We start from the raw sequence: 12620 nt of genomic DNA on the forward strand, positions 1-12620 counted from the left end.
ATTTAGTCAATAAATTCTTAGAAAATTCAAAGGAGGAAGTGAAAGAATGAATATTTTAGATTATGTAATTATTGCCATCTATCTCTCAGGTGTAATCATAATTGGGCTGCGCTGCAAATCAAAAACGCAGACCACATCAGATTACATCGTTGCCGGACGAAAAATGGGGTTATCCATCTTTATCGGCACATATATGGCGACTTCTATCGGAGGAGGCGTTCTCAACGGTTGGATAGGAACGGTTTATGAAAGCGGTTTTGCTCTTCTGCCTTCCATGTTTGCAATCTATATTGCTACCATTTTAATCGGACTATTTCTGGCTGAACGCGTAAATCTTTTTTCTGGTCTGACTGCACCAGAGGTTTTAGGACAAGCATACGGAAAGTCAGCACAGGCATACGGCGGATTTTGCAGTTTTCTCTATCTGCTGGGGACAGGTCCAGCTTTGCAGACTGTAACCTTTGCAACAGTCATCAATGTCGTGACAGGTCTCCCTTTTGTTTACGGCGCTGTTTTTAGTACAATTGTTATCCTTTTATTTACATACTTCAGCGGTTTCTGGGGCGTTGCAGTCACGGATTACGTACAATTTATCATCATGGGGTTAGGTGTTGCCGCCGCCGCTTTCTATGTCTTCAAAAATGTAGGAGGTTGGGATGGTATTGTCACTACAGTTCCGCATAATCATCTGACAATCCCTTCTGATATGACAACGATCATTCGTTTAATCTTTACAACTAGCTTATCTGCTTTTATAGACGGAAACCGATATCAGCGTTTCTATGCATGTAAAGACGCAAAAACTGCAAAAAAAGGTACATTATTAAGCATTATTCCGGCCCATACATTTTTTATGATGATCCTGCTGCTTGGTACATGCGCCTATGTCCTGCTTCCAAATATCACGCCGGATTCTGTATTCTCTACACTGCTTTTACAATATCTTCCAACAGGACTTCGTGGAATCGTCTTCGCAGCGCTATTAGCAGCAATTTTGTCAACATCAGATTCCTATCTACTGGTAGCTGCGACAAACTTTTCTAATGATATTTACAAGAATCTAATGAATCCTTCTGCTGATGACAAGACAATGCTGCGGATTACCAAAAGAACCACATTGGTACTTGGTATCAGTGGATTAGCGATGGCTCTATGGATGCAAAGTATCATGTCCATCTGGAATCTGGCTGCTGCCGCATATATCGGTGGCTGCTTTATTCCAATGTTATATGCCTTTTTCTCAAAAAAAGGAAAGAAATCCTCTTTAGCAGCTAATATTTCAATGATCGTAGGTTCTGTCACTGCTATTATAATAGAGATACAGGGAGCTTCTATATTTGGTCTTCCTGGCGCTGCAGTCGGTACTTTGCTGAATTTTATTCTCTTTTTCGGTATTACAGCGCTGGATAAGAAAGCATCGTCTCGCTCGCTGACAGATATAAAATAAGGAGGAAATTATATGAATACGATAATTTATTTACATATGGGATTGCTTGTCGGATTTATGGCATGGATGGTATGGACTTTTATTCGTGAACGTTAAGAAATAAGGAGGCATTATAATGAACGAATATACAAAATTAGAAGAATTGCAGATTGCAAATTTACAAGATAGCTGGTCAATCATTTATGAAGAAATGGCTAGTGCGCTCATACAGCAATGTGGCATAAGCGGAGAATCTGTTCTTCGCCAGGGAATTCGAGATTATGGAATCGAACGCGGCACTAAAATGCGTGAACGTCATCTTTCCATGGGTCTGAAATTAAACCTGAAAAACCTATTTTCTTACTTTGATCTACCAAGCGATCCTCGTTTCAAACGTGAAAAAATCAGTCTCACACCACAGCAACGTTTGTCCTATACGCTTGTATGCCCTATTGCACAGCAATGGATTAGCGATGGCAACAAACACTTAGGCAGAATCTATTGTGAAGAATTCCATCATGCCTGCTTCAGCGCCTATGCTGAAAAATCGCAGACAAACCTCGCCAAAACTCTCACAGAAGATGGTGATAATTACTGCTGTTTCTCAGTATATCTTCGTCCCGGAAATATGACAGAGCAGGAACGAAAGGAAGCTTTCGAAGAATATGATTCAGACTATTGTTTATCTGAGGATTTTCAGTACGATTTAGGGACACATAAAGATGGTTACAACAGACTTTCCATTCTAATCATATATTTTATTGCAAAGGAGGCAATTTCGCAATTGGGCGAACATGGTGAAACAGCCGTTATTCAAGGAATCATTCAGTTGCGCCAGCATCTGATGGAATTTATGAAAGCGCGTGCTGAAGCTATAGACGTGCCTTGCGATCAAAGGTTTCTTGAAAAAAACATGCCGCTGCGTCTGACCTTTGCGGAAGAAACCCTTTGGAATGAATATTGTGACTCAAAAATCACTACGCTAATAAAAAAATATTTCTATGATAAAATTGATGAGTTCTTTGAGGAGTAAAGCATGGAAAAAACAGTCTGCAAACCAACGATTGGCATTCTTGGAGCCAAAGGAAGCGTACAACTTCCCTGGGTGTGTATACCTACCCACTATGCAAATCAAAGTTATGTGGAAGCAATATCAAAAAACGGGGGAACGCCTCTGCTTCTTCCTCCAGTCAGTGATGAAACGATATGGCTGCAAATGTGCAGTCTATGCGACGGTTTTCTCTTTCCCGGTGGTGAGGATGTAGATCCAAGAATATACAATCAGGAGCCTCTCCCACCATTGGGCGCCGTCAATATAAAGACTGACCGCTTCTGGCAATGGGTTTATCAATATGCAAAAAAAAATTCTCTGCCTGTGCTTGGAATCTGCAGAGGGCTGCAATTAATTAACGCTGCATCTGGAGGCACATTATATCAGGACATCTCTATGATGCCGGGTAATCACCAACTCCATGCACAGAAATTAGATCGAAGCTATCTCATGCATCAAATTCATATTGAATCGGGCAGCACTTTGGAAAAAATACTAAAGACAAATACAATCCAAACCAACACTATGCATCACCAATGCGTAGATAAACCCGGAAAAGGATTTAAAATTGCGGCTCAAACCAATGACAATGTCATAGAAGCACTGGAGAGTGAGGACGGTAAAACTTTGCTGGTTCAATGGCATCCTGAGGAATTGACTGAAACAGAACCACGCATGAATCTGTTATTTCGCCATCTAATAAATCTAGCAAAAAAACAATACTAACGATTCCAATCATTAATAGAGTGGTATACTTCAGTTAAATCAACGAATGTATGCCATTCTTTCTTTTCTTGCATTAAATACCTGCTACCAGCTTAAAACTCATAAAAGATCATACAGCCTGTACATCGCAAGCAAATTCTGATATGTCAGCTTATTCCCCATGAGTTGACGATAAGTGGCGGATTTTTCCTTCCCGTCCCCTTTCAAATCCTCCATCTTTTCCGTCGTTTTCTCATACTCCTGCTGTACAAAGGTCAGCATTTTCTCAAAGGCCGCCAGCCGTTTTTCATCCATCTGTTCCATTTGCACCCTCTACTTTCTCACTTCATAAGCGATATAACTGTGATCGAACACGTAACCCAGCTGCTGCGCCAGCGCCAGAGACGCTTTGTTATGGGCGTCCCAGCTGGGATAGAGTCCCTGTTCCAAACATCTGCAGATCAGCGCCGCGCCGCATAGGCGAGCAAGCCCTTTTCTGCGCCAATCGGCTCTGGTGTCGATTTCAATTTCAATGCCGCCATTGTAGACGCTGTAAGAGGACGCGCCGCAAACCAGCTCCCCATGATGTAAAATTGCTGTTCCAACGCCTTTCTCACGGTATACTTCGTAATCCGCATACTGTGACACTAAATCCCGGCTCCACTCCATGGATTTTGCCCGATCAAAAATTATTTCATCGATCGGTGCAAGGGTAAAGCCTGCAGGCACCGCAGAAGCCAATTGGCGAAGCCTTGCCAGATCAAAGCTGGCGTCCTTTTGGGTGGCATAGCGGGTAAACTTCTTTGCCCGTTCTCCGAAAAAATCCTCAATTAAATCACCCAGCGCGTCGCTTGCCGGAACCATGATACAAAAGCTGTGACAGCCACCCTTTGCGAAGGATGTCAAAAAATCAAGAGAAGGCGCTCCCGCTAAAAAGCAGAAATCGCCCAGCACTGCAGCCGCCGATTTCGGATGCACTGCGTCATCTGTATAAATCTCGCCCATGATGCCCTGCAGGCAGGACCAAATCATAGTCTCATCCCAGCCTGCAAACAACTTCGCAAGGCTTCGATTTTTCGCGTTCCCATCAAAACGATACATCGTTACCTCCTATAAAACTTACCCTATTGGAGTTCCAGTCTCAATCCTACGCCGACTTCAACAACCGGCAATTCCGCCAGCATTGCCGCCTTTGCCGCAAGGGACACACAGTGACACGGATACAGTCGTTTTACGCCGCAGGATTTCAAATATTCAACCGCCTTATCCAGCTGCCTGCCCTTTTCAAAGAGATGAAAGCCTCCGATGATGCCGGCAATTCTGCTGTCACCGCAGACTTTCTTTGCATATTCTACGATGTTGCAAATTCCGCTGTGAGAGCAGCCGGTAATGATAAACAGTCCCTCTTCCCCGCGGTATGCCAGTGCTGTATCGTCCATGACATAGTCATCTTCCCAAAGGCCATCCTTCAGCCTGCGCCCGACAGGTTCTGATGCCTCAAAGTCATTGCCTCTAGGAATTTCACCAAGCCATACCAGCTTATCGATCAGATTAACAGGCTCACACGTTGTCGTAAGCTTCGTCCACAAAGCAGCATCCGCAAGAGAAAAAGGCGCACCAAAGCTTCCCGTTTCATCTTCCCGCGGCAGAAAACAGTCTGGGTGTGCAATCAAAGAAACTGCCGACAAATCAGCCCTGTCTTTTAAAAACAACAACCCTCTGGTATGATCGTTGTGTCCATGGGAAAACACAATCTTCGTCAAGGAGGATAAATCTATACCCATCAGCTCCGCATTTTTTAGAAGCACATCTGAATAGCCGCAGTCGAAGAGAATCCGCTCGCCGCCCTCCTCAATATAAAAGGCTGCCGCTGGTTCTCCCAGATAATATTCGTCGATGTAAGTATTGTTATCTACCAGCACTTTCAGTTTCACTATACCGGCTCCTTTCATTATAAACACAGCCGGAAGATTTCTCTCCCAGCTGATTCCATCAGTCAATATGTTTTTCGTTCTTTCGATCTCTGCCCATCAAAAGCTCCACAGCGTCCTTTGCGGTGATTTTTTCGTTGATACAGTTGTAAATGCACTCGGTAATCGGCATTTCTACACCAACTTTCTGTGCCAGCTGATAAGCAGCTTCTGCCGTGAACATGCCTTCTACGACCATGCCTACCTTTTCAACCGCTTCACTTGGCCTCACGCCTTCACCAATCATAATACCGCAACGGCGATTTCTGGAATGCATACTGGTACAGGTCACAATCAAATCTCCGATGCCAGTGAGCCCAGAAAAGGTCGCGGCATCTGCGCCCAGTTTCGCGCCGAGACGGCACATTTCTGTAATGCCGCGGGTCATCAGCGCCGCTTTGGCATTATCCCCAAAACCAATGCCGTCAGAAATACCAGCGCCCAGCGCGATGATATTTTTCAGAGAGCTGCCCAGCTCCACACCGCACACATCATCGTTAGTGTAAACACGGAATCTGTCTGTCATGAACACATCTTGCACGTATTCAGCCAGCTTCATATCCCTGGAAGCTACCGCCACAGTCGTCGGCATAGCTCTGCCCACTTCTTCCGCATGAGACGGACCGGAAAGCACCACATATTTTACATCCGGTTTCAGAAGATATGCGATTTCACTCATACGCATCAGGGTTCCCTGCTCAATTCCCTTTGCCACGTTGACAACAACCATGTCATCCTCAAGAAAAGGAATCGCTTTTTCAAAGGCACTTCTAAAATGCTGGGCTGGTGCGGAAAACAGTGCAATATCTGCGCCAGCAAGCGCTTCTTCTGTAGATTCTACAATCTGCAGATTATCACAGAATTTGATACCCGGCAGGTACCTGACATTTTCTCTGTGCGCCTGCATCTCTTTTACATGGTCCATGTTGACATCACACATTTTAACCTGATGTCCCTTATTGCTCAGTGTAATTGCAAGAGCTGTTCCCCAGCTGCCTGCACCGATAACACCAATTGTTTTCATCTTAATTTCCTTCTTTCCGGCTACTTGTCAACTTTCTTCCCCAAGCTAAGCCTGCTTTCCTCACCTTTTACAATACGTTTAATATTTCCGCGATGTGCATAGATTAAAAGTACCGCCATGACAATACCAATATAGAAAAAGTCCGGCTCCATAAAATATGCAAACACGGGAAATGAAGCTGCTGCTGTGATAGACCCAAGGGATACCATACGGGTCAAAGCCACCACCACAGCCACCACTAAAAGCGCAAGAAGTGCCAGCTGCCAGTTGACGCCAAGAATTGCGCCAAAGGCAACGGCTACGCCCTTTCCGCCTTTAAATTTAAACACGATAGGCCAAATATGCCCCACAAATGCCGCCAGCGCGCAGAACATTGCTGCAGGCGGCGCAGCAAATGCAAATCCTATCTTAACGGCAATAAATCCTTTGCCGATATCTACAATCAGCGTAATCATCGCTGCTTTTTTTCCCAGTACGCGAAGGGCATTGGTCGTTCCCGCATTGCCGCTTCCCTCTTTTTTGATATCCTTACCGACCGCTCTGGCAAGAAGCGTTGCCGGGGAAATATTCCCAAGGAAATAGGCAATGACAATAACAATGACAAACTGTAAGGTTTCCACTACTGTTCCTTCTCTCCTTTTTCTCTGAACACAAACTTGATTGAGGTTCCTTCAAAACCAAAGCCTTCTCTGATTTTGTTTTCCAGATATCTGGCATAGGAGAAGTGCATTAAATCCCGTTTGTTAATCTGGAAGGAAAACAGCGGTGGCTTTACACCTACTTGGGTTACATAGTAAATTTTCAGCCTTTTTCCCTTATCCGACGGAGGCTGTTTCATCATGGTCGCATCGGTAACAAGACTGTTCAGCTGACCGGTCGGCACCCGCAGGGCTCTTTTTTCAGCTACGTACTTTGCCATCTTGATGACGTCGAAAACGCGCTGCTTATCTTTGACAGAAATAAATACCATCGGCGCATAGGACATGAACTGAAGTTCTGCCTCGATTTCCCGTTTAAAGTCGCGCATCGTGTTGGTTTCTTTCTGAATCAGATCCCACTTGTTGACGACAATAACTATGCCCTTGCCTGCCTCGTGAGCAACGCCTGCAATTTTCTTATCCTGCTCAGTCACGCCTTCCTCTGCATCAATCATCAGAAGACACACGTCGCAGCGCTCGATAGCTGCAACGGCGCGAATCACGCTGTAGCGCTCAATATCTTCGTTGACTTTGCTCTTTCTGCGAATACCAGCCGTATCGATTAAGGTATACTGATCGCCGCCCCACTCAAAAGGCGTGTCGATAGAGTCTCTGGTCGTTCCTGCAATTGGAGAAACGATAACTCTCTTTTCTCCAATCAGGCAGTTGATCAGAGAGGATTTTCCTACATTTGGCTTTCCAATGACAGCAACCTTAATGTCATCCTCCTCATCTTCATCAAGACCCTTTGGAAAGCTCTCCACAATTTCATCCAGCACATCGCCGAAGTTGAGCATATTGGCTGCGGAAATAGCGATAGGCTCGCTAATTCCCAGCTCATAAAAATCATAGAAATCATCGGGCAGATTTCTTGGATTATCAATTTTATTAACAAGAAGCATGACCTTTTTTCCAGTTCTTCTCAGCATCATCGCTACTTCATTATCGGCATGGGTCAGACCTTCTTTTCCATCTACCATAAAAAGTATTACATCAGCCATATCCATAGCTGTCTGCGCCTGCTCTCGCATCTGAGAAAGAATCACATCTTCACTATCAGGCTCAATACCACCGGTATCAATTAATGCAAAGTGAATGCCGTTCCACTCTGCCTCCGCATAAATTCTATCTCTGGTTACGCCGGGGGTGTCCTCTACGATGGAAACTCGTCTGCCCACCACTCTGTTAAAAAAGGTGGATTTTCCAACGTTTGGTCTGCCCACTACGGCTACTATCGGTTTACTCACTAAAAATTCCTCCCGCAAATTCTAACGGATCAAACTCTTTCAGGTCTTCCATTCCCTCGCCTACACCGATATACTTAATCGGAAGGTCAAATTCATCCGCAATAGTGATGGCGATACCGCCCTTAGCTGTGCCATCCAGTTTCGTCAGCACAACACCGGTGATTTCTGCCACTTCGTTAAATTCCTGTGCCTGAGAAACAGCATTTTTACCTGTAGTTGCATCCAGCACCAGCAGAGTTTCTCTTGCTGCCTCAGGAAACTCTCTGGAAATGACCTTGTTCATCTTTTCCAGTTCGTTCATCAGATTTTTCTTGGTCTGCAGTCTCCCTGCAGTATCACAGATCAGCACATCCATGCCCTTAGCCTTTGCTGACTGAATAGCATCGAATATAACTGCCGAAGGGTCTGCCCCCTCCTGGTGGCGCACAGTGTTGACGCCGATTCTCTGTCCCCAGATTTCAAGCTGCTCTCCTGCTGCTGCTCTAAATGTGTCCGCCGCACCCAGCAGTACGGTCTTTCCTTCGCTTCTCAGCTTATGCCCAATCTTTGCAATGGACGTAGTCTTTCCGCCGCCGTTAATTCCAATCATCAGAATCACCAAAGGCGTATCTGCGCAAAGTTTGTTCCTCTCACCTTTGTCCATCAGCTGTGCAATGACCTTGGCAAGCGCTTCCTTGATATTCTCAGGCTTTGTGATGTAGTTTTCCTTGATATACGCTCTCAGGTTTTCCATGATTTTCATGGTAGTATCCATGCCGATGTCCGATGTAATTAATATTTCTTCCAGTTCATCCATCAGGTCTTCATCAATCTCTGGTCTCCCCATGATGGCATCGCCGATTCGCTCGGACAATTTACCAAAAAAACCTTTTTTCTCTTTAAATAATGCCATAAATTTATCCCTTTCCGGTTTTCACCGTATTTTACTTAATCCAAATTATAATGCAAAATCATCACCAAGACGCAGGCTAAGAACCTTGGAAATTCCCTGCTCCGGCATGGTTACGCCATAGAGCACGTCTGCATGTTCCATAGTCGCCTTCTGATGAGTAACCAGCGCAAACTGAATGTTATCGAACCTGCGCAGGTATTTTGCAAATCTGTCGATGTTAGCATCGTCCAGAGCTGCTTCTACCTCGTCCAAAATGCAGAACGGCGTCGGCTTTGTTTTCAATACCGCAAACATCAGTGCAATGGCAGTCATAGTTTTTTCACCACCGCTCATCAAATTGATGTTCTGCAGCTTCTTGCCAGGCGGCTGCGCAATAATATCAATTCCTGATTCAAGCGGATTGTTCTCATCTTCCATTCGAAGCTCTGCATGACCGCCGCCGAATAACTCGCGGAAAATGACTTCGAAGCGCTCCACAACCTGATCAAAATTCTCCTTGAACTTAGTCTTAATGGTGGTATCCATCTCTGTGATGATACCCCGCAGCTCGTCCATAGCGGTCAGGATATCCGCCCGCTGACTCGTTAGGAATTCATAGCGTTGACTTACCGTTTCGTATTCCTTGATGGCACCCACGTTGACCTCACCAAGCTCTCTGATTCTATTCCTGATGTCTCTGCTTTCCTTTACAGAAGTGCTCATGACAAAATCTGGATTTCGCAAATCTACTGCCTGTGCGTAGGAAATCTCAAAATCCTCCCAGAGTCTTTCTTTCAGCGTATCCAGCTGCGTTTCGTTCTTTGCAACCTTGATCTCCAGCTGATATTTCTGATCCTGACAGCTATTGAGTCTCTCGTTATATCCCTGCTGCTCCTTGGTTACACTGCTGAGCTTTTCAGCCAAAAGACTTCTCTGACTTCCAATCTCTTCGATATAGTTTTCTGTATTTTGCTTTTCTTCTGCAAGCCTTGCGATATCTTCCTCTGCGCCGTCTGTGCCAAAGAGCAGTCTGTTCTTCTCTTCTCCCAGCGCTGAAAGCTGTCTTTCTTTTGTTTCAATCTGAAAACGATAATCCTCTGCTGTCTCAGAAATTCTCGTAAGCAAGCTCTCTATATTGTTCTTCTTGCTTTCCCATTCTGTAGCGGCAATTCTGGTCTTTGTAATACCTTCGCTTGCTTCATCAATGACAGCCTTTTTGGTCTCGTAGGCAGCCATAGCTTCCTCAATCATGTGATTTAGAGTCTCAATTTGAGTTTCCGCCTGCCTCATTTCTTCGAGGAGAGTTTCTACTGTTGCCGCAGCGTCTTTACTGTCTTTCTCAATGGAAGAAAGCTCCTGCGCAAACCTTGCGCTGCTGTCTGTAATCTGGTTAAGCGCATCTTTCAGCGCAGTAATTCTGCCCGCAAAGGATACCTGTTTCAATTCTGTATCTCTCTGACGCTGACGTAATTCTGCAAGTTCACCGTCAAGAACCTCTGCTTTTTCTGCCGCTTTGCGGTTCTCCTCCGCAGCTTCTGAAAGTTCTGCTCTCAAGGCTTCGATTTCTCTCTCTAAAGTCGTAATTTCACTGCGCCGTTCAAGAAGATTAGCCGTTTTGTTCTTGAATTTACCGCCGGTGATAGCGCCGCTGACATTGATAATTTCTCCATCCAGCGTTACAAAACGAAGTCCGGTTCCTGAAATTTTGGAAAGTCTGATTGCGGCGTCCATATCCGCTGCAATTACAACTCTTCCCAGCAGATATTCAAATATATTTCTGTATTCATCTCTGCAGGTAATGCAGTCCGCTGCAAGACCTTTATAACCGGAATCGGCAGCAATCCGCTGATCAATCTTTGCCCTGCCTCCTTTTATAGAAGCAGCTGGAAGAAAAGTAAGACGTCCCGCTTTATTTTCTTTCAGTTTTGCAATGGCACGTTTTGCACTGGGATCATCATCACAGATAATGTTCTGCATCTGTCCTCCAAGTGCCGTCTCTATAGCAACTTCAAGTCCTGTTGGAACCTCCATCAGCTCGGCAACCACGCCGGAAATACCAGAAAGTCCGCTGCGCATGATATACTTTACCGCATAGTTATAGCCTTCATAATTGTTTTCCATCTCTTCAATGGTCTTTTTTCTGGCAACCTTCTGACTGCCGGAAAGCTTCAGTTCCTCAACTCTGGCACCGCTCATCTTTCTTCGGTGTTCCAGCTGTTTTCTTTCCTCCGTCAGTGCCGAAATCTTCGCCTTGATTTCGGCCAGCAACTGCTCATTCTGACGGCTTTCAGCCTCTGCCTTTGCAAGCATTCCATTGCTTTCTTCCTGGCTTTCTGCCGCACCATTTGCTTCCTCATTGAGCTGCTCTTTGCGCTTTTGCAAAGTCTCACGAATACTTTCGTAACTCTTTACCTCACTTTTTTTAGAAGCATTCAAATTATGCAGGCGAAACATTTCTTCTCTGCTGTTATCAATGGTATCAGTCAGCTCAGAAGCCTCACGTGTCAAAGCACTGTGTGCTGTCACCTGCTCCTGCAGCAGTGCTGCTGCCTCTTCATGATTCCGCGCAATCTCTTCTTTAGATTTTTCAAGCTGCGCCTTATTTTCTTCTTCGCGTGAAAGACGACCTGACAGTTCCTCAATTTCGCCTGTCAATCTGGCGCTGTCCTTTTCGATACCGGAAAGGCGCTCCTTGCTCAACTGACTTTCGCTGCTACGGCGGTTCATCTCTTCCACGATATGTAACAGCTTGTCCCTGGCTTCGTTGCCCAGTTGTTCCAGATGTTCGTTCTTTTCTCTATCAGCTTCTGCTTCCTTGTCGATATTTTTCTTCTTCTCAGTGATTTCCGCAAGTTCTTCAGAAAGTCCTGCAATGTCTTTCTGATAAATATCATTCCTGGACAGAATATTATCTATATTCTTCAGTGTGATATTGATTTCTAAATCACGATAGCGCTCTTTCAGCTCCAGATATTCCTTTGCCTTAATACTGTCTTCCCGAAGTCCATCGATTCGTCCCTCAATCTCTGAAACGATATCGTTGACTCTATCAAGATTATTGCCGGTGGATTCCAACTTTCTCTCAGCTTCTGCCTTTTTGCTTTTGTACATGACAACACCGGCAGCTTCTTCGAAAATTTCTCGTCTGCTCTCCGGTTTGTTGCTGACAATATCTGCAATTTTACCCTGCCCGATGAGAGAATATCCGTCAACGCCGATCCCGGTATCCATAATCAGCTCTCTGATATCTCTCAGTCTGCACTGATTATTGTTGATAAGATATTCACTTTCGCCGGAGCGATACATTCTTCTGGTAATGGCTACCTCGTTATAGTCGATGTTCAAAATACCTGTCGAATTATCAATTACTAAAGTAACCTCAGCCATCCCACGTGATTTACGGCTGGCTGTCCCTGCAAAGATAACCTCTTCCATTTTTCCGCCGCGAAGCGCTTTCGGACTCTGTTCGCCGAGCACCCATCTGATGGCGTCGCTGATATTACTTTTTCCGCTTCCGTTGGGGCCTACGATACAAGTTACACCCTCGTGAAACTCTATAACTACCGGTTCAGCAAAGGATTTAAACCCATGCATTTCTAGCCTCTTAAAATACATACTGACCTTTCCT

At 45.0% G+C, this 12620-nt stretch carries 11 protein-coding genes; 3 read left to right on the forward strand and 8 right to left on the reverse strand.

All coding sequences use genetic code 11. The features are described from left to right. Nucleotides 1-46: 46 nt before the first annotated feature. The 3 genes from D1155_RS09825 (at nt 47) to D1155_RS09835 (ending at nt 3203) form a co-directional block, all read left to right on the forward strand. Nucleotides 47-1447: a sodium:solute symporter family protein gene (locus D1155_RS09825; protein WP_160202226.1), complete on the forward strand. Its 1401-nt coding sequence runs from the start codon at nt 47-49 to the stop codon at nt 1445-1447. A 115-nt stretch (nt 1448-1562) separates the two neighbouring features. After that, a complete protein-coding gene (locus D1155_RS09830) occupies nt 1563-2459 on the forward strand; it encodes an L-2-amino-thiazoline-4-carboxylic acid hydrolase (protein WP_160202227.1) in 897 nt (298 codons plus the stop codon). Nucleotides 2460-2462: 3 nt separating this feature from the next. Next, nucleotides 2463-3203, forward strand: coding sequence for a gamma-glutamyl-gamma-aminobutyrate hydrolase family protein (locus D1155_RS09835; protein ID WP_160202228.1), 741 nt, complete (start codon nt 2463-2465; stop codon nt 3201-3203). A gap of 99 nt (nt 3204-3302) precedes the next feature. Here the strand turns inward: D1155_RS09835 and D1155_RS09840 are convergent, their stop codons facing one another. Genes D1155_RS09840 through smc form a run of 8 tightly spaced genes read right to left on the reverse strand, consistent with a single transcriptional unit; the run spans nt 3303 to nt 12607 of the window. Further along, nucleotides 3303-3506, reverse strand: coding sequence for a hypothetical protein (locus tag D1155_RS09840; RefSeq protein WP_160202229.1), 204 nt, complete (start codon nt 3504-3506; stop codon nt 3303-3305). A 9-nt stretch (nt 3507-3515) separates the two neighbouring features. Beyond that, the gene (locus tag D1155_RS09845) at nt 3516-4283 is read right to left on the reverse strand and encodes a GNAT family N-acetyltransferase (protein ID WP_160202230.1); all 768 of its coding nucleotides are present in this window, start codon (nt 4281-4283) and stop codon (nt 3516-3518) included. 23 nt (nt 4284-4306) lie between these two features. Continuing rightward, entirely contained in the window at nt 4307-5116 is an 810-nt protein-coding gene (locus D1155_RS09850; protein WP_338546214.1) for an MBL fold metallo-hydrolase, read from the reverse strand. Nucleotides 5117-5174: 58 nt separating this feature from the next. After that, a complete protein-coding gene (locus tag D1155_RS09855) occupies nt 5175-6176 on the reverse strand; it encodes an NAD(P)H-dependent glycerol-3-phosphate dehydrogenase (protein WP_160202231.1) in 1002 nt (333 codons plus the stop codon). Between the two features lie 20 nt (nt 6177-6196). After that, the gene (gene plsY / locus D1155_RS09860; RefSeq protein ID WP_160202232.1) at nt 6197-6796 is read right to left on the reverse strand and encodes a glycerol-3-phosphate 1-O-acyltransferase PlsY; all 600 of its coding nucleotides are present in this window, start codon (nt 6794-6796) and stop codon (nt 6197-6199) included. Next, on the reverse strand, nt 6796-8121 hold the full coding sequence (gene der, locus D1155_RS09865; protein WP_160202233.1) for a ribosome biogenesis GTPase Der: 1326 nt from the start codon (nt 8119-8121) through the stop codon (nt 6796-6798). Before der ends, plsY begins: the two co-directional genes overlap by 1 nt. Continuing rightward, the gene (gene ftsY, locus D1155_RS09870) at nt 8114-9013 is read right to left on the reverse strand and encodes a signal recognition particle-docking protein FtsY (protein WP_160202234.1); all 900 of its coding nucleotides are present in this window, start codon (nt 9011-9013) and stop codon (nt 8114-8116) included. The genes der and ftsY overlap by 8 nt, the downstream gene beginning before the upstream one ends. Before the next feature lie 45 nt (nt 9014-9058). Continuing rightward, the gene (gene smc, locus D1155_RS09875) at nt 9059-12607 is read right to left on the reverse strand and encodes a chromosome segregation protein SMC (protein WP_160202235.1); all 3549 of its coding nucleotides are present in this window, start codon (nt 12605-12607) and stop codon (nt 9059-9061) included. Nucleotides 12608-12620: the final 13 nt, after the last annotated feature.

It is taken from the genome of Anaerotruncus sp. 80, from assembly GCF_009936115.1.
In the GTDB taxonomy this organism is placed as follows: Bacteria; Bacillota; Clostridia; order Peptostreptococcales; family Anaerovoracaceae; genus Senimuribacter; species Senimuribacter intestinalis.